Source organism: Flavobacterium endoglycinae (genome assembly GCF_017352115.1).
GTDB lineage: Bacteria > Bacteroidota > Bacteroidia > Flavobacteriales > Flavobacteriaceae > Flavobacterium > Flavobacterium endoglycinae.
On record NZ_CP071448.1, the window covers coordinates 1238602 to 1262593 of the forward strand.

Below are 23992 nucleotides of genomic sequence, written 5' to 3' on the forward strand. Positions count from 1 at the left end.
TACCTCTCCTTTTGCTTATTATAAGTAACGAATCTCGTTTTCTTTACTTGTATTATTTAGTATCCCACCAAAGTCTTGTTCCTCCTGAATCAGGTCCTCCAAGTTTTGAAATACCATCTGTAACAGCGTCTTTGTTTGAAGAATATTCGTTTGTTGTGTAGATAATTCTTTTCATTAAACTTTTTCCAACTCCTGCATCGTTATTATCTGTATTTAATGGCGGATAAATCACTTTTGCATCGCTTCTTCTTAAATCAGCCCAAGCTTCCCAAGATTCAGGGAAAATTGCTAAATATTTTTGAACTGCGATCTGCGTACGTTGATTAGCTTCTGTTCCAGACCATGCAACAGGTAATTTAACTGGAATATCTAATAAATCTAAGTTTGGATAAACCGTTAAAACGTTTGGTAAAGTTGGTAAAGTCGATCCTGAAATATAAGCATTGATTGCAGCCGTATCAGTAATTCCCCATTGTTGTAAAGACAATCTAATACCTGTTTCATAAAGAGACTGAGCGCTTCCACCCATGTTCCATCCGTTTAAAGCTCCTTCTGCTCTGCTTAAGTAATTTTCAGAAGCCATGAAAACTTCGATATTTTTACTTTCACTAAGTGTATTTGCTGCTCCATTACCCATAATGTCGTTATTGAAAGCAGAAAATTTAGTTGTTCCAAATTGATCTTCTAAACCTCCAACTGGTTGTCCTCTATACACTTTTGTTTGAGCTGCTGCATCAAGAGGTGCAAACCATTTTTCTAAACGAGGGTCATTGTATCCAACCAAGATACTTTCCATAGAAGCTGTCATAGTATAACCCCAGCTGTTCACAATCATGTTTAAATTGTTTGGAGTAATATTACTTACTTTGAAGAATGCACTTTGAGCATTAGTTTCCATAACTCCAGCTGCTACAGCAGCTTCTGCTTGAGTTTTTGCTTTTGCTGGTTCTTTATCAGAAATTCTTAAAGCTAAACGAAGTCTCATACTGTTTCCAAATACTCTCCAGTTTGCTACGTTTCCAGAATACAAACGATCGTTTGGCTGAAATGCTGCTACAGTTGTAAGTGAAGAGCTTTTTAAAGTAGCGTTTGCTTCATCTAATAATTTGAAGAAATCTTCATAAATAAATTCAACGCTGTCATAAGCAACTTTTTCTTTTCCGTTTCCTGCTTCAGTGTAAGGAATTGGTCCGTATGCATCAACCATTTGGTTGTACATGAAAACTTTCCAGATTTTAAGGATTGCTAAAGCTTCAGCATTTCCTTCAGATGCTTTAATCGCATTGTTTAAAGCTGGAACAGCAACTGTGTAGAATCTTGTCCATCCACGTCCTTCATATCCATTTACAAATGCATTTCTTTCAGTACCATATCCACAATTTAAGTAGTGGATGAAAGTTGAAGACAAAATACCCGTCGCGATACCCCATGTTCCTTGATCATCAACTCCAGGAGATGAGTAAGAACCATTGTGAATACCTGCGTAAAGTGCAGATGCGAATGAAGGCCCTGCTAAAGTAGCATCTAATTGATCTTCAGTCAATGAATTAGGATCTTTGTTTATTTCATCAAAATCGCCGGTACAGCTTGATAAAATAGAAACTGCCATTAATGCAACTCCTAACGTTTTTATTTTAAAACTATATTTCATGATGTCTCTCTTTATTTAATTAAAATCCAAATTTAACATTAACTCCATAATCTCTCGTTGAAGGAATGTTGAAAGATTCTATACCTTGCAGGTTTCCTGTTCCTGCTCCTGCTTCTGGATCAAAATATTTAGCTTTGTTCACGAAGAAGAATAAATTTCTTCCTACTAATGAGAAGTCAATATTTGTAAATCCTGAATTACCTAATAATCGTTTTGGTAATGAATAACTAAATACAAGCTCTCTTAATCTGATGTTTGTAGCATCATAAATAAAAGGTTCTGCAATAGGAGTTCTTTGTCCAATTGCTGTCCAGTATTGTTCAGCTGTAATGCTTGTTGTGTTTGGAGAATACGTTCCGTTTCCGTTAGAAACAACACCATCTACTACAATTCCGCCTTGTCTTCCTGCTAATGTAATATCACTAACCCCTAAACCAGCTTGTCTAGCTTGAGTGTATGAAATAACTTCACCACCAATTCTGAAATCAACTAAGAAGCTTAATGAGAAATCTTTGTATTTAAAGCTGTTTCTAAAACCACCTGTCCAGTCTGGGTTGAAGTTTCCTGCACGAACGTCGAAACCGTTAGTTGCTAATGGAATACCTGCACTGTTTACGATGATATTTCCGTTTGGATCTCTTTGGAAACCTTTAATATATAAATCTCCGTATTCACCACCTTGAACAACTTTACTTCTTACTAAACGTCCTTCACCAAGTACTAATTCGTCTCTTCCATCATAAATAGATTTTACTTTAGATTTATAAGAAGCGTAGTTTGCTGTAATATCCCAGCTGAAGTTTTCAGTTTGAATAGGAGTTGCAGTAAGTGTAAGCTCGATACCTTTGTTTTCAATATCACCACCGTTTACAATCGCTCTTGAATAAGAAGAAGATTCTGGAGTGTTGATGTAGAAAATCTGATTGTCAGTTAACGTATTGAAATACGTGAAATCTAAACCTAAACGGTTGTTGAAGAATCTCACATCAGCACCAAACTCTGTAGAAGAAGAAATCTCTGGTTTTAAGTTTGGATTTGCTTTTGTGCTTTGTCCGTATAACATACCACCGTTTCCTCCAATGTATGAGAATCTTTGTTGTGTTTGATAAGGATCTGTATCGTTACCCACTTGTGCGTAAGAAGCTCTTAGTTTTGCAAAACTGATTACTTCAGGTAATGTTACCATATCTGAAATAACTGCAGAAAGACCAAATGATGGATAGAAATAATCGGTTGGTAAAGTAGAAGACCAGTCATTTCTAGCGGTAAGGTCTAAGAATAAATAGTTTCTGAAACCAATTTGACCAAATCCGTAAACAGAATTGATTCTTTTTTCTGAAGCTGTAGAAGTCGATTGAACTGTTTGTACGTTAGCCAATGCGAAGAAGTTTCTTTTACTTAATACACCTCCTGAGTTTAAAGCTGAACTATTTTGCTGTAATGAACTCGCACCAGCATTAAGTCCGATAGAGAAATCACCAAATTTTTGGTTGTAAGCAAGTAAAGCATCAATGTTTAATTCGCTTACTGTTTCATAAGATTCGCTGTATGAACCTAAGTTGCTGTTGAAAGCTGCAGTTGCATATCTGTTTCTTACGTTTTTGTTGGTCATTTGGTCTAAACCTGCTCTACCTTGTAAGCTTAAGTGTTTGTTAAACTCATATTTAAGAGATGCTAAACCAATAAATCTGTTTCTTTTATCTGAACGAGCATCATCTCTTAAAGCAGACCAGAATGGGTTTCCTCCTGGAGATCCTGTTTCGTCAATAAAATAATTTAATTGTCTTTGTCCTGCAGCATCAAAATATTCAAAGTTTTTGTAATCGTTGTACGCGATACTACGAGGCAATAAATAAGCTGAGGTTCCGATAGATTCTTCTCCTGTTCTTAATAAGTTATCGATATCTTGAACAATGTAGTTTGTTTTAACATCTAAAGATAATTTATCAGAAATTTTGCTCGTCAATCTTAAGTTAAGATTGTGTCTGTCTAATTGGTTACCTCCAACAATACCTTCAGCACGTGTATTCGTATAAGAGAAATATCCTTGCGCTTTTTCGTTACCAGCAGTAACCGTTAAAGTGTTTGCTAAGTTATATCCTGTTTTATAGAAATCAATAACGTTATTTGGTTGTGGAGAATAGCTTTGTGTAGCCGGTCCGGTATAATTTGGATTACGAACTAATTGCCATGCAGATACCTGACGACCGTCTAAAGGCGCACCCCAGCTTGAGCTTGAGTTCGAAACATAATTTCCATTTGTACCTTGACCATATTCATTTTGAAGGTTCATCAAGTTGTACGCTGATGAAGCCATGAAGTTAGACGATACCGAAACTGATGTTTTTCCTGCTTTACCAGATTTTGTTGTAATTACGATAACACCATTACTTGCTCTTGATCCGTAAAGAGCTGCAGCAGAAGGTCCTTTCAAAACTGTCATCGAAGCAATATCCTCAGGGTTGATATTCGATATACCATCTGGCTGAGTTGTACCTCCTGTATCGATGTCAGGATTTGTTGTAGTTGTTCCGTTACTGATTGGCACACCATCTACTACATATAATGGCTGGTTGTTTCCGTTAAGAGATCGGTTACCTCTTAATGTAATTCTTGACGCAGAACCAACACCATTTGAAGTAGTAGAAAAGTTAAGACCTGCAACTTTACCTGAAAGTGAGTTGGCAACGTTTAAAGATCTTGCTTCTGATAACTCGTCTACAGAAACGTTCTGAGCTGAGTAAGTAATTGCTTTTTTCTCTCTCTTAATACCAAGAGCAGTAACCACTACCTCGCCTAATTGTTGAGTAGCAGCACCTAAAGCAGCGTTGATGGTAGTTTGAGTTCCTACTGTAACCTCTTTTGAAGCTGAACCAACATAAGAGAAAACCAAAACTGCTGATTGATTTGGAACTGTAATTGAGTACTTACCATCAAAATCTGATGATGTACTTGTTTTTGTTCCTTTAACAACAACGTTTGCTCCAGGGATCGGAATTCCGCTTTGAGCATCTGTTATCGTTCCTTTTACTGTAGTTTGCGCTTCTAGACTTTGAAAGCCAAATAAGCACACAACAAACAGTAATTTTAGTACGTCCTTGATCATATTTAGTTGTTTTTTGAGTTAATAACATGTTAAACTTAAGAATACATTTTGTTAACAGAATATAATTTCGACAAATGACAATTTTGAAAAGGTGTTGGGAGTACATTTATCTTTTTTGGATACGAAAACGTTTTATCTTGTAATCTTAATCTTCCTTAAATAACAAAGGCGTTTCGAATTAATCTAAATGATTTATAGCTTTTTTAAAAGCATTCATTATTAAAGATTCGAAACGCCTAAAATAATCGATCGTTATGCCGATTTAACTCAAATTAATTGAATTTTACTTTACTACTTTAAAAGTATTTTTTAACAAATCTGTAGAATTTCCTCCTACCATCACTTCAAAATCTCCAGGTTCTACAACTCTTTTCATTTCTCTGTTCCAAAGAGATAATTCGTCTGGTGTAAGTGTAAATTCAACAGTTTTAGTTTCTCCTTTTTTGATGTTAAGTCTTTTGAATCCTTTTAATGTTTTTTCAGGTGTCGTTACAGAACTATATACATCGTTAATATATAATTGTACCACTTCGTCACCATCTCGGTCTCCTGTGTTTTTAACATCAACCGAAACTTTTAGTTCTCCATCTAATTTTATCGACGAAGAGCTGATTTTAAGGTTTGAATATTCAAACTTCGTATAACTTAATCCGTAACCAAATGTGTATAACGGATGCTCGCTCTCTGCTACATATCTGTGAATTGCAGATGGTTTTTGATTATAATATATAGGTAACTGTCCAACTGATTTCGGAACTGTAATTGGTAATCTTCCTCCTGGGTTGTAATCTCCAAATAAAACATCAGCTACGGCTCTTCCACCAAATTCTCCCGGGAACCAGCCTTCCACTACTGCCGGAATGTTTTCAGCAATCCAGTTTGTAGAAAGCGGACGGCCGTTTAATAACACACAAACTACTGGAGTTCCTGTTTTTTGAATCGCTTCAATCAATTCCTGCTGCATTCCGTGTAAATTCAAATCGGCAACATCTCGGTTTTCTTCCACCAATTCGTTTGATTCTCCTAAAACCACAATCGCAACATCGGCTTTTTTAGCGGCGTCGATTGCTGGCTGCATGTTTACTTTTTCTAAGTTCCAGCGTAAGTGAGCTCTGGCTCCCCAGCCTCCTTCCCACATTTCAATGCGTACTTTGTATTTTTTTCCTGCTTCGATATTTTTTGGAGTGGTCACAATACTTGTTGCTCCTTTTGTCCAGTTGTCGATAACCAATTGATCGTCAACCCACATTCTGATTCCGTCATCAGAACTTAAACCTAACCAGCCGTCAAATGATTTGTCTGATTGGATATAGCCTGTCCAGCGAATAGAGAAATCATCCACATTAACACCGTCACCAGGCGCCCAAGGCCAGTCAAATTCTAACTGGCTGTCTATACGCGTTAAAGCCGGAGTTCCTTCTAAATTTCTGTTATTGAAATATTCTCCTTTTAATCCGTTTTGAAATCCATCTGAAGTAAATAAATATTTAGATGGAATAGCTTGTCCTTTTACAATCAGCGGCACACCTTCTTCATAAACCACATTCGCTGTTTTTCCCACTAATTGCTGAACGCCTTCAAAAACGGTCACTCCAACACTATTTTTAGGAGCATAACCTCCCATTCTTGAAGCATTTGCATTTGGTCCGATAACCGCAATGTTTTTAATGCTTTTACTTAATGGTAAAATATTGTTGTCGTTCTTCAATAAAACCATTGATTTCTGAGCTGCTTCTAAAGCAACCGCTTGATTTTCTTTAGTATGAAAACGTTCTTTAATTAAGTTTTTATCGGTATATGGATTTTCAAATAAGCCCAATAAGAATTTCAAACGCAAAACGTCTCCCGCTGCACGATCGATGTTTTCCATTGTCAATTTCTTTTCGTTTACCAATTCAATGAGGGTGCTTTGCCAGAATTCGTTTGAAAAATCATAAAACTGCATATCCACTCCTGCAGAAACCGCTTCTCTAATACTTTCTTTTGGAGAATCAGAAACTTTGTGTGTTGTTTGAATGTATTTAATAGCTCCTAAGTCTGAAACCACAAGTCCTTTAAAACCCCATTCGTTTCGTAACACATCTGTTAATAACCAATGATTTGCCGCACAAGGAATTCCGTCTAACTCAGAATACGCGCACATGGTTCCTAAAGCACCGCCTTTTCTGAAGGCTTTTTCGAATGAAGGCAAATGATCTTCACGGGCAGAACGTTCTCCAACCAAAATTGGCGAAGAATTTCCTCCCGCCTGCGGAATACCGTGAACTGCAAAGTGTTTAGGTTCTGCAATAATAGAACGATCTGATTTTAAATCATCTCCCTGCAATCCTTTAATGAATGCCAAACCAATTTCACTGTTTAAGTAAGCATCTTCACCAAAAGTTTCAGCAACTCTTCCCCATCTTGGCTCACGCCCTAAATCTAAGTTGGGTCCAAAACCAAAATGAACTCCGTGTGCTCTGGCTTCCATACCAATTACTTTTCCCACTTTGTCTAAAACAGAAGTGTCCCAAGTTGCACCAAGACCAATATTCATTGGAAAAGCGGTACTTCCTTCGTCTAAATATCCGTGGAGCATTTCACACATAATTAACGCTGGAATCCCCCAGCGATTTCCTTTGATTACATTGGTTTGCAAATCATTGATCATTTTCGCTGAACGCGGATACAAATCATGAATCGCTCCAATTCCTAATTTCCCAATTTTTTCAGCGGATTTACCTTTGGCAAAATCTTCTTTTTCTTTAAAGAAATCTCCTCTGTACATATCCATCTGACGTACTTTTTCCTCAAGTGTCATATGGCTTAACAAGTCTTTTACTCTGTCTTCAACAGGCGCTTTCGCATCTTGATACAGATACTTTTTCTGGGCGTGGGTCTGGTTTAAAAAACCAACAGCCATTACAAAAATAATGGCCGTTTTCCTCATTCTTAATTGTAACATAGTTGTGTGTGTGTTTAATTTTGAATCACTTTAAGCTTTGTTCCATTCACAAAATCATCATGCGAAATAAAAAAGCTGTTAAGTTTTTTTCCGTTTAGCTCAATCGAATTGATTTTTCCTCCATTATTTTCTTGTCTTTCAATTACGATGTTTTCTTTTTTATAATATCTTGGATCTAATTTGATCGTCACTCTATGAAACATTGGCGTTGTAATCGTGTAAATTGGATCTCCCGGAGAAATTGGATAAATTCCCATCATCGAATACACTAACCAAGCTGACATTGTTCCTGTATCATCATTTCCTGGCAATCCTTTTGGTTCATTTTTGAAATGTTCTCTAACCAATCGTTTCACGTGTTCTTGTGCTTTATATTCTTCACCTTTCACATAATTAAACAAATACGGATTTGCAATGTCTGGCTCATTTGCCATATCAAATTGTTTGCTGTCGAAAATTTTCTGCAATTGCGCTGAAAAAGGTTTTTCACCTCCCATTAATTTCATTAATCCCTTAATGTCGTGGGGAACCATAAAATTATACTGCCAGGCATTTCCTTCGATAAAACCAACATTCTCTTCAAAATTAGCTCCAGAAGTTGGGTCAAAAGGCTCGTACCAATCTCCGTTTGCTGTTCTTGGGCGAAGTAAATTCAGATTCTTATCAAATAATTTTCTGTAGGATAACGAGCGGTTTTTAAAACGTTTTACATTTTCTTTGTCTCCAAATTCGTTAGCCATAAGCGAAATAGCGTAATCTGAAATGTTGTATTCCTGAGTGGTCGATACAGGACCTTTGTTATCTGTTGTTAAATATCCTTTTTTGATATAATCTTTCAATCCCGGACGAAGCGGATTATTTTCAATCTGATCGGATCCTTTCAACATCGCGTAATACGCTTTCTGAACATCAAAATCATGAATTCCTTTCAAATAAGTATCTGTAATTACGATACTTGCCGGATCTCCAACCATCGTAAAAGTCTCTGTCGAATTCAATTCCCATTTAGGTAACCAGCCGTTTTCATCGAACATGTCAAGCATGCTTTTTACCATATCAGATTGCTGTTTTGGATAAACTAATGACATTAATTGATGGGCATTTCTGTACGTATCCCACAATGAAAATACGGTATAACGAGTATCTTTGGTTTTACCAATTTTCTTTCTTTTGATTTCTGGATATTCTCCGTTAAAATCATTTAAAGTATTTGGATGAATTAAAGTATGATACAATGCCGTGTAGAAAATCGTATTATCGTCTTGAGAACCGCCTTCAACTGAAATTTTAGAAAGCTCTTCGTTCCATTCATTGTACGTTTCTTTGTAAACAGCATCAAACGATTTGTTTCCTACTTCTTTTGCTAAGTTTTCGCGGGCATTTTCAATGCTTACATACGAAATCCCAATTTTAACCTCAACGGTTTCTTCTTTGTCGAATTTATACGTGAAATACGTTCCAATGCTATCGCCAACTACGGTTTTGATAGTATTATCCATCATTCTCGCTTTTCCGTTATACCCCATCCATTGTGCTTCAACACCGTTGTATTTTGCAGGTTTTTTCCAAACACCGAATTTATCGGCAGGCTTCGAAAATTTAGCCACAAAATAAACCGGATAAGCATCTTCGGGACTATTGTAACAAAATGAACCAACAGAACGCATTCCTTCTATCTCTGTCGAAGAAACTACTCTTACCATTGCTCCTTCTTCATTGGTTAATCCTAAACCAAGATTTAATAAAACATTAGATTGCCCTTTCGGGAAAGTGAATCTGCTGACTCCAACTCGTTTTGAAGCGGTAAATTCGCTTTTAATTTTGTATTTGTTGAGGTTTACACTGTAATATCCAGCTTTTGCTACTTCATTGGAATAAGTTGAACCGTATTTTAAATGATCGATTTCAACTTCTCCTGTTGTTGGCATTACTAAAATAACGCCTAGATCCGGGCAGCCTACACCGCTCATATTAACCTGAGTAAATCCGGTTAAAAACGTGTTTTCATTCACATACGGATTCGAAAGCCACTGACTGTCTTTTTCCATTGGAGTATTTTTTACTCCGGCAACATTAAACGGACTTATACTAGCCATTCCCCTTGGTGCAATTGGTCCTGGAAACGCCGCTCCGTAATTTGATGTTCCAATGAACGGATTGACATAATCAGCCGGTTGCTGCGCAAAAATTGTGATGCTAAAAAACAGCATGTACAAAATACATGCTGTTTTAAATTTATTGTTGGTATGTAAAACCATAGGTTTCATTCTTATCTGTTGATCGCTTCGATTTTTAAAGTCCACGCTTCTTTTGCAGGAAGATTGTTTCTTAAACTTTCTGGAATAATTACTTTAAATCCGTTTCCTTCTTTTGTCCATTTTAAAAAAGTTTTAGAACCTAACATGGTAATTTTTGTTCCTTTTTTAGGGCTGATAGATTTCACTGTAACTTCTGCTGGAATTTTATCTTCTCCTTCTTTAGCTAAATAAAATGCAAATACATTTCCTGCTTTGTTTTGTGTAAAACAGATGTTTTCTTCTTTATAAGGTTCGATTGGTTTTGTGTTGTAAATCGCTACGCTGTTTACTTTCATCCAGTCTCCGTATGCTTGTAGCAAATCGTAAGCGCCTTTATCCCATTCTCCTTCCGGGCTTGGAGCCACGTTTAATAACAAGTTTCCACCTTTTGCCACGATATCGACTAACATGTGAATACCTTGTCTTCCTGTCATATAGGTCGCATCTGGAGTATAAGACCATCCGCCACCAGCTGGAATACAAGATTCCCATGGGTAAGGCAATGTTTTAGCAGGAACACGTCCTTCTGGAGTTAAGTAGTTTTGGTTTTTACCGTGAACGGCTCTGTCTACAACAATTAAACCTGGCTGTTTTTGGCGTGCTTTAATCACCAATTCATCCATTTTAGGATCTTGATCTACTACTCTATGTTTAATGAAACCGTTTTTAGATTCGTTTTCTGTAAACTTCTCGTCATAGTTTTCTTTGATGTTTACTTGGTCTCTTTTTCTAACCCATCCTCCATCTAACCATAAAATGTCTACTTTCCCGTAGTTCGTTAAGATTTCTAAGATTTGGTTGTGAGTGAAATCAACGTATTTCTGCCATTTGTCTGGATATAAAGACGGATCGTAGTTTACGTTTCTGTCAAATGGTGGAAAATACGGATCCCAGTAATATTCACTATGCCAGTCTGGTTTCGAAAAATAAGCTCCAGTTGAAATACCTTCTCCTCTAAAAGAGTTGAAAATCTCTTTTAAAACATCTGCTTTTGGATTGGTATGAAAAGGAACATCTTTGCTCGTAATTTTATAATCAGAATATTTAGTATCGTACATGTTAAATCCGTCATGGTGTTTTGTAGTGAAAACCATGTATTTCATTCCCGCATATTTAGCTGCTTTTGCCCATTTTGCAGGATCAAATTTTACTGGATTAAACGTTTTTCTTAATCCTTCATAATCGGCAATGTATTGATTGTAATTTGCAGGATTGCTTCCTTTTTTACGTTCACACCATCCGTAATCTTCTGGGCAGATCGACCATGATTCTACAATTCCCCATTGGCTGTAAGTTCCCCAGTGCATTAGTAAACCAAATTTTTTCCCCTGCCATTCTTCTAAATTTTTCAACACTAATGGGTCTGTTTCTGGTACATAGCGCTCATCTTCATAAATGGCCTGCGAAAACATCTGAACCGAAAATAACATCGCGATTATGAATATTCCTTTTTTCATCTTTATTCTATTTATAGTTTTTGTTTTTTATTTTAATTGTAAAAATCACATTTAACGATTGAGATATTTTTTAACCCAATTCTCCTAATTTTTGTCATTTCGACAGAGGAAAAATCACATTTGCGAAGGGCATACTAGACTTAACTGCTATGTGAACCCGAAGTTGAAACTTTGGGCTATGTTCAATGCTATGTTTTAGAAACTAGTTTCTTTTTTCTTTCTACACATAAAAAAACCTATGTTTCTATGTGTTTAAAAAAAATTTAATTCACTACAATCTCATCCACAAAAATCCAGGAACTTTCTCCTTTTGGACTTTTCTTTAAGTTGCCTGCAATTACTTTTACAAAGCGTGCATTTTGTTTTTGAAAACTGATTTTAAAATCTTTCAATTCCGGAAGCGGATTTACTGCGTACGGACGCGTTATTTTCCCAACCTGTTTGTATTTAATTCCATCATTAGAAACCAATACTTTTACTTCAACAGGAAAATTAACTCCTGCTCCCTGACTTTCTAAAGTTCCTACTGATACCTCTTCTACGCTTTCCTGTTTTTGGAAATCAATTACCAATTCCATATCATTTACTAACCAAGCCTGCCATTGTCCGTCATGGAAATTTTTACTTCCCCTAATTGTGTTTACCATGGTATTGGCATCACCTTTATAGTTCTGATTGTAAGGCGTTAAGTATTTTACTTTCTGAGCAAATCCTTTATGGAAAATAATGGTATCTGTGTATGTTTTTCCTACTGGCTTATCATTTTGAAATAAAGAAGCTTTTAAAACTGTCGTTCCTGTAATCTCAATTGGCGTTGTATATTTTACAGCATGATGCTCGATACTTTTATCACCCAAAACATAACGAATGTCTGGATTTGGAAATTCATTTTTCAGTTCTACTTTGATTTGTTTATTTGCTAAATCGGCTGTAGAAGAAGCGGTTACCAAATAAGCACTTTTCGCATAATTGATTCCTAAATAATCGTAACGTTTTAATAATGAAAACAATCTTGTTGTAAAATCATCCCAGTTTCTTTTTTCTTTCGGGCTCCATAATGTTTCTGATAAAGCCGCTAATCTTGGGAAAATCATGTATTCAGAATCTTTTGGCAATGATAGATGTTCTGCCCATAAATTAGCTTGTCCTCCTAATACGTGTGCCGCTTCCTGAGGTGTCATGGTCGAAACTACAGGATCAAATTTGTATACTTCGCTTAATGGGTTGTAAGCGTCAAAAGCTAAAGGTTCTTCGTTTTGCGGACCTTGGTAAAAGTTGAAATAGCAAGGAGATTCCGGTGTCATAATCACGTCGTGACCTTGATCTGCAGCTTCGATGCCGCCTTTCATTCCTCTCCAGCTCATTACCGTTGCTTCAGGAGCTAAACCACCTTCTAAAATTTCATCCCAGCCAATTACTCTTTTGCCTTTTGAGTTGATGTATTTTTCGATTCGTTTTACAAAATAACTTTGTAATTCTTCTACACTTTTAAGGTTGTTGTCTTTGATTCTTTTCTGGCAGTACGGACATTTTGCCCAATTTGTTTTAGTTGCTTCGTCGCCGCCAATATGAATGTATTTTGAAGGAAAAATTTCCATGACTTCATCTAATACATTCTGCAGAAATTCAAAAGTAGTTTCCTTTCCAGCACAATAAATATCGGTAATAGGCCATAATCCTCCTGATGGCACTCCAATTTTCTGATCAAAACAAGCCAATTCTGGATACGATGCAATCGCACTGCTTACGTGAGCCGGCATTTCGATTTCTGGAATTACTTCAATGTTTTTTGATGCCGCATATTTTACAATTTCTTTTAATTCTTCCTGAGTAAAAAAACCTCCATAAGTTCCTTTTTGATCTGGGCTTACAGCAAGTCTGGCGTTCCATGATAAGTTTTCCTGATCAACTCTCCACGCCCCAACTTCTGTTAGTTTTGGGTATTTTTTAATCTCAATTCTCCAGCCTTGATCATCTACTAAATGAAGATGCAAAACGTTCATTTTGTGCATTGCCAAACGATCGATTGTTGCCAGAATATAATTTTTATCGAAGAAATGACGCGATAAATCGAGCATTAAACCTCTCCATTTAAATCGTGGTTCATCATTAATCGTCACACTTGGAATCTGCCATTTTGCAGATGTAATCGCATATTGGCTTTCGATGGCTTCAGGAAGTAATTGTCTGATACTTTCTAAAGCGTACATAAAACCTGCATTTCCTTTCGCCGAAATAACGATGCTGTTTGGGTTTACATCTAAAATATAGGCTTCGTTTTTTAAGTTTGGATCAACTTTAAACTGAACAAAATTGCTTGTTGGAGCTTTTGCCACAGATTCAGGTTTCCATCCGGCTGCAATGGCAAATTTAGAAGCCAGAGCATTTACAGCTTCTTTTTGAAAATCGCTGTTTACAACAAACTTTGTATCTTTTGTAAATTCAAAAACACCTGTTTTTATAAAAGTCTGAGTCGGTTTCGGGATGATGCGAATGTCTTTTTCTGTGAAAACTTTCTGCGCATACGAAGAAGTCACAAGAGCAAGAAAACCGATTATCAAATAAGATTTTATAATTCTCATAATCTGTTATTTTAATGAAGGTGTTATTTTAAATTGGTATTGGTACGTTTTGTCTTTCAGCAAATATTTTTCCATCGGCCATGCCTGCCAGCTGTCGATTCCTCCTACTCCCATTTGTTTGTAGTCGATTTTTAAGCTTGTTAAATCTCTTTCTTTCAATTCGGCAGCGTGTCTCTGATCTTTTTCTAAACCATCATCTAAATCTTCGTTTAAGAAATGTAAAGCAGTAATCGCTAATAAATTATCTGATGTTACGGTTAATTTCAATTTATCGCTTACTAATTCTAAAAAGCGGACATCGGTTTTATTTCCGGTTTCCTGCGGACGGATATACGGATAATACTGCTCAGAAACGGTTTGATTGTAAAGTCCAACTTCTGAACTGTAATTTCTGTCAATATAATTCTCGTGCGGTCCTCTTCCGTAATAGGTTAAATTGCTGAATTCTTTCGGAACAATGACTTCCATTCCAAACCTTGGCAGCATTGGCTGTTCTTTCGTTTTATCCATATTTAAAACTTCTTTCACCACTAATTCTCCGTTGCTGTTCAATTCGTAATTCAATTCAACTGTTGAATTTACCTGAGGCAAACTATACGTTGCTTTTACTGCAATTTTATTGTCTTTTGTTGGAACGAAAGTCCAGTTTACCAGCGTTGGATTTTCCGTTGCTTCTTTCCAAGCAACTAAGTTTTTCTGGAAGTTTGCTCCAAAATCATTGTCGTTTGGCGCTCTCCAGAAATTTGGGCGTAATTGATACCCTTCTTTTATAATTGGCTGGTTATTGAATAAATATCCGTTAATAAATCCTGTTTTTTTATCGAAAGTAATTTCGGCTTTATCACTTTTAAAAACGGTCGCATTTGCTTTTTTCTCAACTGTAATTTTTCCTTCTCCTTTTAAGGTGATATCATTTTTCCATTCGCCTTTGTAAGCCAATTGTTCTCTGGCAATTTCAAAACCTTTTGGCAGGAATGGCTCTTCTTGTTTTAAAGTATAAGAGATATTGATAAAAGCTTCTTGAAATTGTTTATCTCCTAATTTAATTGGTAATTCATAGGTTTTTGACTGATTGGGATCAATCGCTAAATAATCGATTTTACCTGAATTTTGAACAACTCCATCTAAAACCAATTTCCAGTTTAAAACTACATTACTTAAGTCTTTAAACGAAAATTCATTGTATACTTTTATAGTTGCCGTTTGTTGATTTCCCCAAGAAGTCAAAATGTTCTGCATTACATTTTTTACTTCAAAAGCATGCGGATTTGGTTTTCTATCGACTGTAAAAACGCCGTTGTTTACAAAGTTGTTATCGCTTTTTACGTCTTTTGGTCCGAAGTCTCCTCCGTACGCTAAAATCGTAGTTCCGTTATCCAGTTTTTTATAAACTGATTGATCGATCATGTCCCAAATAAATCCGCCCTGAAAGTTTGGATATTTACGAATGACATCCCAATAATCTTTAAAATTCCCCATCGAATTTCCCATTGCATGCGCATATTCGCACTGAATATAAGGTCTTGTTGGATTTGGGTTTGCCAAAATATATTCTTCCATTTTGTTTGGAGAACTGTACATTGGATCGATAATATCAGAATCCCATTCGAATTTTAAATCTTTTCCGTCCCAAGCGCCCGCTGTTGCTCTTTCGTACTGAATTGGTCTTGATTTATCACGGTTTTTAATCCATAAATAACCTCTGTAGAAGTTGTAACCGTTTCCAGCTTCGTTCCCCATACTCCAGATGATGATTGAACTATGGTTTTTATCTCTTTCGATCATACGCTGCATACGCTGAAGGTGCGCCAATTCCCAGTCTGGTTTATTTCCAAGCGTTTTGGTAATATCATAACCCATTCCGTGAGATTCGATATTGGCTTCATCCACAACATAAATTCCGTATTTATCGCATAACTCGTAGAAATATTCGTCGTTTGGATAATGCGACATTCTCACTGCATTGATATTATACTCTTTCATTAGTTTAATATCCTGTTCCATTCTTTCTCTAGAAATCGTTTGTCCTGTAATGGGATCAACTTCGTGGCGGTTTACTCCTTTAATGTAAATCGCTTTTCCGTTTACTAAAAGCTGTCCACCTTTAATTTCAACTTTTCTGAAACCAACGTTTTGATTGATTACTTCCACAACGTTTCCTTTTTTATCTTTTAAAAGGAAAGAAACTTGGTATAAATTCGGAATTTCGGCACTCCATTTCTTCGGATTATTTACTGCAAAATCAAATGTTTGTTTTTCGCTTAAAGCGGAAATAACTTTTGAAGCTACAACCTTTTCTCCGTCTTTTAATTGTACTTCTAAACTATAATTGTCTTTTGCATTTACATTTGAAAATTGAGTTGAAATTTTCAAACTTCCGTTTACGTAATTCGCATCTAAATCTGGAATGATTTCAAAGTCATTTAAATGCGCTTTATTTCTCGCAACTAAATACGAATCTCTAGTAATTCCGCTCATTCTCCACATGTCCTGACATTCCAAATACGAACCGTCATTCCATTTCATTACTTGTAAAACGATGAGGTTTTTACCTGTTTTTACGTATTTGTTGAGGTTGAATTCAGAAGGTAATTTTCCGTCTTCACCATACCCTACATACACTCCGTTTACCCAAACTGTTAAGTTTGATTTTGCTGTACCAATGTGAAGAAAAATGTCTTTTCCTTCCCATGATTTATCAATGGTAACTTCTCTTCTGTAAACTCCTGTCGGGTTATAATTGGTTGGCACAAACGGTGGATTTGGTGCCATTAAATAATCAAAATCGTAAGTGGTGTTTACATACACCGGATATCCATAACCGTTTACATCCCAGCTTGCCGGGATTTTAAAATTATCCCATGATGAATCGTTAAAGCTGCTTTTTTCAAATTCCTTTGGAAGATCGGCTGGTTTGTTAACGTATTTGAATTTCCAAGCACCGTTGATGTCCAAATAGTTTTTAGATTCTCTCCAGTTGTTTTTGGCAGCGGCTGTTTCATTTTCAAAAACATAATAAGCAGCGTGCATGGGCTCTCTATTATCTTCATTGATTTTTTCATTCTGCCAGAACGGAACTTTTTCCTGCGCACTAACGGATAAAACTGAGGAAATTAGTAAGGTTGTTATGAATACTATTTTTTTCATTCTTTGTTTTTGTTTGAACACATAGCCCCGATGAACATCGGGATAGATTGTGAGAGAAAAATCTATATTTCTATGTGTTTTAAAATTTTTATTCCTGTTTGTCATTTCGACCAAAGGGAGAAATCGCACTAGAAATTCCTCAAAGCAATTCGTCAATCTTTGTCGAATTACGTGTGCGATTTCTCCTTACGTCGAAATGACAAATATTGCGTAATCTATTTATCCCAAGACATTTTAAATTTGGCATCTTCCATTCTGTGTCCTTTTTCATCATCAGAAACAGCAAAGTTGAAACCTGATCGTAAACTGTAACCGGCATGTTCACCGTTTTTATTCAAAGCAATAAAACCAACCTGAAGATATTCCATGTCTTTATGGTTTTTATGTTTGTTGTAAATACGCTCTGTGATTTCCTTACAGGCATCATAAGGCGATTTTCCCTGACGCATTAATTCGACTACCATAGCGCTTCCGGCAGTTCTGATTACGGCTTCGCCTAAACCTGTTGCTGCTGCGGCTCCTACTTCGTTGTCTAGGAAAAGACCCGCGCCGATTATTGGGGAGTCACCGACGCGGCCGTGCATCTTCCAGGCAGCACCACTAGTGGTACACCCTCCCGAAAGGTTTCCGTCTTGATCCAACATTAGCATGCTTATGGTATCGTGGTTTTCTATGTTAATAACCGGTTTGTATTTTGAATCTTCCAGCCATTTTTTCCAGTCTTTTTCTGATTCAGGAGTTAAAAGATTTTCTTCTTTAAATCCTTCTGATAAAGCAAATTGCAAAGCTCCCTGCCCGGCTAACATAACGTGAGGCGTGTTTTCCAGAACTCTTTTAGCAACCGAAATTGGGTGCTTAATTCCCTGCAGAAAACAAACAGAACCGCAGTTGCTGTTGTGATCCATAATACAGGCATCAAGGGTTACTTTTCCTTCGCGATCCGGATATCCTCCATAACCAACACTGCGGACATTCGGATCTGCTTCAGGAATTTTCATTCCAGCTTCAATCGCTTCCAAAGGTGATTTTCCGGCTTTAAGCTGTTTCCATGTTTCCTGATTGGCCGGCAATCCGTGATTCCATGTCGAAATAACGATTGGCTTTTTTACTTTTTTTGAAGAAAATTCTAAAACTTCTTCTTTTTCATCTTTCTCTTTTGCAAATCCGCTAAAGCCAACTGAACTTAACGCTGCCGCGCCTAAAGCTGTTTTTTTGATAAAATCTCTTCTATTTGACATGCTGTTTACTTTTTAAAATGGAACCGTTAAATATTTTTTGTTTAGCACACAGAGACGTAGATTTCGAAATCTTAAAGGCGTTTCACTCACATTACTAAACATAACTATGTGTGAAAACTTGTTTCTTTTGCATTCTTTTTGACACAAATTTAAACCTATGTTTCTACGTGTTTAAAAATACTATTTTAAACTTTCTTTAGTCTCTTTTATCGTTTTTAAATTGCTTTCTGATAAAGCATTTCCGTCGAAGAAAGAAACACCAACAGCGCCGTTTTGTTTTGCCAGTAAAATTGCTTCTTTTAATTCTTTATCATTTTTCAATCCTGGAATATAAATTCCTGTATTGATTTTTGTCTTTTTATCTTCTAAATCATCAACTCCTTGTTTTGTTGCATAGCCAACCCAGTCAATTTCTTCATTATAAAAACTGTGGTAAATCATTGGATATACTTCGTCGATGTTCCATTTGTCCCAGCGCTGGCGCACCATGTGGTCTGCCATTTCAGGATAAGGGAATACAGCTGCCGTTAATTGTTTGTTGTATTTGTGTGCAATTGCGTATGCATCGTTAACCACTGCTTTTATCGCATTTAAACGGAAGTTTTTCCACTCCATATCGATAGAAGTATTGTGGCTTTCTTTTGGATTTTTATGGTGGATTTTTTCAAATGCTTTTACACATTCATCGCAGTAGCAAAAGTCAAACTGCGGTAATTCTACATCCTGAACCAGATTGTATTTAGGCAGAAGACTGATTGGTAAAAAGATGTCTGGGAAACGAATGTAATCTAAATGCACACTTTCGATTCCTTCTACTTTTGCCAGTTCTTCCACTAAAGCTAAAACGTGTTCTCTTGATTCTTTTCTGGTTGGGCATAACCATTGGTAGTAATCTACATACGGGCGGTTATCAAAGCATGATTTTCCTTCTTTGCTTACCTGATACCATTCTGGGTGTTTTAAAGCAACAGAATCTCCCGGTCTGTTCATGGCCATAATCCAGGCGTGCACTTTAAGGCCTTCTTTTGTGGCAAGAGGCACTAATCTTTTTAAAAGTTTTGGATCTGTTGTGGTATTGATTAATACTTCGTCGATACCGCCGCTTTTGTATTTTTTGAATTCTGCAGTATAATCAGCATCTGATTTTTTAGCATCAGCGGTTGTCCATACTCCAAATTTAAAGGTGGTTGTTTCTTCTTTTTTGGCACACGAAAAAATGCTGAATGCCAATAAAAAAAGTAATAGTTTTGGTAGTTTCATAGTTAGTTTATTTTGAAATTATTTTGCCGTCCTGCCTAATAATGAATGTTTCGTTTGAAAAAGGACTTTTTACTGAAATATTATATCCAGAGGCATGATTTTCTAATACTGGTTTTAAAATTTTGCCATCGACTTTGATCGTTTCTTTTGTTAGATCTGTCAATGATTTCGCCCAGACTTTGTGTTTTTGGCTGTATTCTTTTTGGGATCTGTACAAATTGTAAAGTTCCCATCGTACTTTTTCGTCCTGCGGAATCGTAAAGGTATCTTTTCCTTCTTTTGTAGAAAAATAAACATAACCCCATTTTTCAGGTTCATGCATATTTATAACGCCCATTGGCGACCAAACCCAGTTGTACTCTGACAGAAATTTTCCGTCAGCGCCTTTCTTGCGTTCGTATTTACCATCAACAATAGAATGATCCCAGTTTACTCTTGAGAAGTTTACACGCCAGAATTTATCGGCTGGAACGTTTTGATCGTAATAGGAAGTTTTGTAAGCAGACCACGGAAGCGCCATTTCAAGCACCCAGCCCTGATCTGTATCATTAGGATTATTAAGGGTTCCGTGAATTTTAACTGCCGATTTTAAACCGGGAATATTCCAGTCGTTTAAAACCACAAGATCTTCGCGGTATGGTTTTGATAAAAATAGATCCCAAGCAGTGTTTAAGGCGTTTATTTCTAATTCGTAATAGTTAAAAGTGTCGCTGTCGGGATCTATAAAAACTTCAAAATCGTTGTTGTAAAAAATAATGGTGTCACGCTGCTTTAAATTGGCCCAAACATGCGGCTCATCAATCTTTGCTAAAATATAAAAATTGGTTTCATCCCAGAGCATTTTAACTTTTGTAGCGTACTTTGGTTTTACATCATTTTCGATATCTTCAAAAAGATCTGTCCATTCTGCTTTACTCCATGATGGATCAGATTCGTCTCCGTCAATAACAATGGGACTTGTGATTTTTGAGGCTGTGTACGTTTTAGGCACAATTGTTTTTTTCTTCGGCTGCGAAAAAACGAGTGCCGAAGAAAAAACTAAAACAATTGTTAACCACTTAAATTTTAGAAACATGGATTTTTTTATAAACTGTTATCTTTTGTAAACTGAATTACTTCGCTTAATTTTCCGAAAGCAATCGCAACTGCTGTATCTGCTGCACCATAATAAACTGCCAGCTTATCTTCTTCTGTATCATGTAAAGCAGCACATGGGAAAACTACGTTTGGAACATCTCCCACCATTTCATAAATCTCTGCAGGTCCTAACAAATAAGGCTGTGTTCTGTATTTTACTTTATCTGGAGAATCTATATCTAAAAGTGCTGATCCCATTGCGTAACGGAAACCGTTGCAGGTATTGATAACTCCGTGGTAGATCATTAACCAGCCTTCGTTAGTTAAAATAGGAATTGGTCCTGCTCCTACTTTTGTACACTGCCATGCGCTTTGCTCAAACGGACTTGGTTTCATTACTAATCTGTGTTCGCCCCAGTATTTCATATCTGGGCTGTAGCTGATCCAGATATCTCCAAAAGGGGTGTGTCCGTTATCACTTGGACGGCTTAACATGGCGTATTTACCGTTTATTTTCTGAGGGAATAAAACTCCGTTTCTGTTGAATGGTAAAAAGGCATTTTCGCACTGGAAAAACTCTTTAAAATCAAAAGTATATCCAATTCCAATTGTTGGTCCGTTGTACCCGTTGCACCACGTAATCCAGTAACGGTCTTCGATCCAGACTACACGAGGATCATATTTATAAGCAGATTCGATCATATCGGTATTACCTGACTGCATTACGATTGGTTCGTGGTTGATTTCCCAATCGATTCCGTTTTTACTAAAGCCGGCAAAAATATTCATTTGAACCGCTTTATTATCACATCTGAAAACACCTGCATATCCGTCGCCGAAAGGCACAACTGCACTGTTAAAAATACTATTTGAAGATGGAATCGCATATCTGTTGATAATTGGATTTTCAGAATATCTCCACATTACATCTTTACTGTTTTCGGGTCTGTCTTGCCAAGGAATACTGCTCATTTTTTTTATTTTTTGTTTATTGTTTTATTTTATTGAAACACATAGGAAACATAGTTTTTAAAATTTCAAAAAAGGGGCGTCAGTATGTAAAAGTTTAGTTATGTGTGGAATACTTCTTTTGGTTACTGCTTTTTTAAACATAAAAACTGATGTTTCTAAGTGTTTATTTTTATTTAATTTATTATTCTTAACGTATAGAAGCATAGAGTTACTTGTGTGGTCTTCGACTTCGCTCAAACTGACAAACATTAAGCAATTTTCTGCTCTACAATCTTTCTTCTTGCCTCTATACTCTTTCTTCTATACTCTTTCTTCTTTTCTACAATCTCTCTTCTTGCATCTATACTCTTTCTATTCTTCAATCTTCCTAACTTTATCTAACCACGTGAATTTTAATATCGCTGTAGTTACTAAAAACACGATTAAGGCTGCTATTGCTTTTGGATAATCTCTGATAATGAAGAAAATCGGAAGCAGGATCATACTGGACTGCCACACAATTCCAATTGCACAGTTCATCATATCCAGCCAGAAATCATTGTTTTTTTCGAAAGACTGATCTTCTGCTTTTAATTGTTTATAAACCGGATTCCAGAATCCCCAAGGTCTTACGTTGGAATAAAACGATTTTAAAACTTCCATTTCTGTCGGCTGGCTCAAGTATGTTCCTAAAAGACAACCTAAAATTGAGAATCCGAATATTAACGGGAACAGGTAAATGGCCTGAACTTGTGATAAATCGTATAAGAAAGAACCTTCGGTTAAATTGGCTTTGTTCATCCCTAAAATAAACTGCAGTGAAGCAATGATTAATCCCGCAAACATTCCCCAGAAGTACCCCCAGCCGTTAAAACGCCACCAAATCCATTTTAAGAAATTCGCTGCTACGTAACCTCCGTACAAAGCACTTGTAATCCACAGCGTTAAAGAGTTGATAGAATCTGCAAAGAATCCCATGAAAACTCCTAAACCTACTACAAGAAAAGACGAAATCTGGCTTACTTTAATATAGTGTGCATTTGAAGCTACTGGTTTGAAATATTTTTTATAAATATCATTTACAATATAGGCAGGACCAGCGTTTACGAATGCTGAGAATCCGGACATAAAGGCGGCTAATAAACCAGCTAAAAGAATTCCTTTAATCCCAACCGGAATGTATAAATTGACCACTTTTGGCATTAATAATTCTAAATCAGCTCCTGTTAATCCAGTATTTGCATTTAACTCAGGCGTTAGGTTTACTAAGGCAATTACCACGATTCCGGTAATTAATAAATATCTTGGAATAAATAAAATCAGGTTGGTAAAACCACTCATGTAAGCAGCTTCTTTTACTGATTTTGTAGAAAGAACTCTTTGTAAATCGTAACTTGGTGTTGGTCCTGCCACACTCGCGAAGAATCCTTTGAATAAGGTCATTCCGATGAAAGCACCAAACATTTTGTAACCTTCTGTATCAATTAAAGTATTGAAAGTTTGGAATTTATCACTCCACTGGGTTTCAAACTGCCAGCCAAAGAAAACATTTTTCCATTCTGGTGTTATAATTGAATTAATCTGAATATCAGTATAATTGATAAAAGCGTAACCTGCAATTAAAACTCCGGCTACAATCATAATTAAATACTGTACTACTTCTGTTGCTACCACAGAGAACATTCCGCCTTTTACTGTATAAATGGTCGTTAAGAAAATAATTAACAAGGCATAAGAACGCTCAGATGTCAATAAAACCATATCGCCGTAATGCAGCGTTAAATCCCAAGGAAGAATAATGGTTACAAATTTCCCGATTCCTTCAAAGAAATACGCGATGAAACCAATTGTCGAGATAATCGCAAAAATCGCTACAATAATATGAGATGCTTTTCCGGCTTTGTCACTTCCAAAACGTGTTAAAATCCATTCAGAACCGGTCATTACTTTTGATCTTCTAATCCAAACAGCAAGGAACATCATGACGAAAATCTGGTTCCATATCGGCCACAGCCACATAAACATGAAACTTTTTACTCCGTATAGAAATAAAACGCCAATCATCCAGGAAGTTCCCGAAACATCGAACATTCCAGATCCGTTACTAAGACCTAAAAAGTACCATTTGATTGTTTTTCCTCCTAGGAAATAGTCATCAAGTCCTTTTTTTGCTTTTCTTGAAATCCAGATTCCTATACTTACCGAGAGCAGAATGTATGCTACGATTATCGATACGTCAATAATATCCATTTATTTTTTTGTTGTTAGGTTAGTTTTGTTTT

Annotated in this window: 12 protein-coding genes; all 12 read right to left on the reverse strand. The window is 36.4% G+C overall.

What is annotated here, in order from left to right; all coding sequences use genetic code 11:
- Positions 1-52: 52 nt before the first annotated feature.
- The 12 genes from J0383_RS05355 to J0383_RS05410 all read right to left on the reverse strand — a co-directional run bounded on the left by J0383_RS05355 (position 53) and on the right by J0383_RS05410 (position 23960).
- Positions 53-1651 (reverse strand): SusD/RagB family nutrient-binding outer membrane lipoprotein, encoded by a 1599-nt coding sequence (locus tag J0383_RS05355; protein WP_207297414.1) that lies wholly within the window; start codon positions 1649-1651, stop codon positions 53-55.
- 19 nt (positions 1652-1670) lie between these two features.
- A complete protein-coding gene (locus J0383_RS05360; protein ID WP_207297415.1) occupies positions 1671-4757 on the reverse strand; it encodes a SusC/RagA family TonB-linked outer membrane protein in 3087 nt (1028 codons plus the stop codon).
- 283 nt (positions 4758-5040) lie between these two features.
- The gene (locus J0383_RS05365; protein WP_207297416.1) at positions 5041-7701 is read right to left on the reverse strand and encodes a glycoside hydrolase family 3 N-terminal domain-containing protein; all 2661 of its coding nucleotides are present in this window, start codon (positions 7699-7701) and stop codon (positions 5041-5043) included.
- A 14-nt stretch (positions 7702-7715) separates the two neighbouring features.
- Positions 7716-9959: a GH92 family glycosyl hydrolase gene (locus tag J0383_RS05370; protein WP_207297417.1), complete on the reverse strand. Its 2244-nt coding sequence runs from the start codon at positions 9957-9959 to the stop codon at positions 7716-7718.
- An 11-nt stretch (positions 9960-9970) separates the two neighbouring features.
- Positions 9971-11455, reverse strand: coding sequence for an alpha-L-fucosidase (locus J0383_RS05375; protein WP_207297418.1), 1485 nt, complete (start codon positions 11453-11455; stop codon positions 9971-9973).
- A gap of 263 nt (positions 11456-11718) precedes the next feature.
- Positions 11719-14037 carry a glycoside hydrolase family 20 protein gene (locus tag J0383_RS05380; protein ID WP_207297419.1) on the reverse strand — a complete coding sequence of 773 codons (2319 nt, stop codon included), beginning with the start codon at positions 14035-14037 and terminating at the stop codon, positions 11719-11721.
- A gap of 6 nt (positions 14038-14043) precedes the next feature.
- The gene (locus J0383_RS05385) at positions 14044-17184 is read right to left on the reverse strand and encodes a glycoside hydrolase family 2 TIM barrel-domain containing protein (protein WP_207297420.1); all 3141 of its coding nucleotides are present in this window, start codon (positions 17182-17184) and stop codon (positions 14044-14046) included.
- A gap of 215 nt (positions 17185-17399) precedes the next feature.
- On the reverse strand, positions 17400-18422 hold the full coding sequence (locus J0383_RS05390) for an isoaspartyl peptidase/L-asparaginase family protein (RefSeq protein WP_207297421.1): 1023 nt from the start codon (positions 18420-18422) through the stop codon (positions 17400-17402).
- Positions 18423-18602: 180 nt separating this feature from the next.
- A complete protein-coding gene (locus tag J0383_RS05395; RefSeq protein ID WP_207297422.1) occupies positions 18603-19682 on the reverse strand; it encodes a putative glycoside hydrolase in 1080 nt (359 codons plus the stop codon).
- A gap of 7 nt (positions 19683-19689) precedes the next feature.
- On the reverse strand, positions 19690-20757 hold the full coding sequence (locus tag J0383_RS05400; RefSeq protein ID WP_207297423.1) for a carbohydrate-binding family 9-like protein: 1068 nt from the start codon (positions 20755-20757) through the stop codon (positions 19690-19692).
- A gap of 8 nt (positions 20758-20765) precedes the next feature.
- A complete protein-coding gene (locus J0383_RS05405) occupies positions 20766-21731 on the reverse strand; it encodes a glycoside hydrolase family 130 protein (RefSeq protein WP_207297424.1) in 966 nt (321 codons plus the stop codon).
- Between the two features lie 351 nt (positions 21732-22082).
- The gene (locus J0383_RS05410; protein ID WP_207297425.1) at positions 22083-23960 is read right to left on the reverse strand and encodes a sodium:solute symporter family protein; all 1878 of its coding nucleotides are present in this window, start codon (positions 23958-23960) and stop codon (positions 22083-22085) included.
- Positions 23961-23992: the final 32 nt, after the last annotated feature.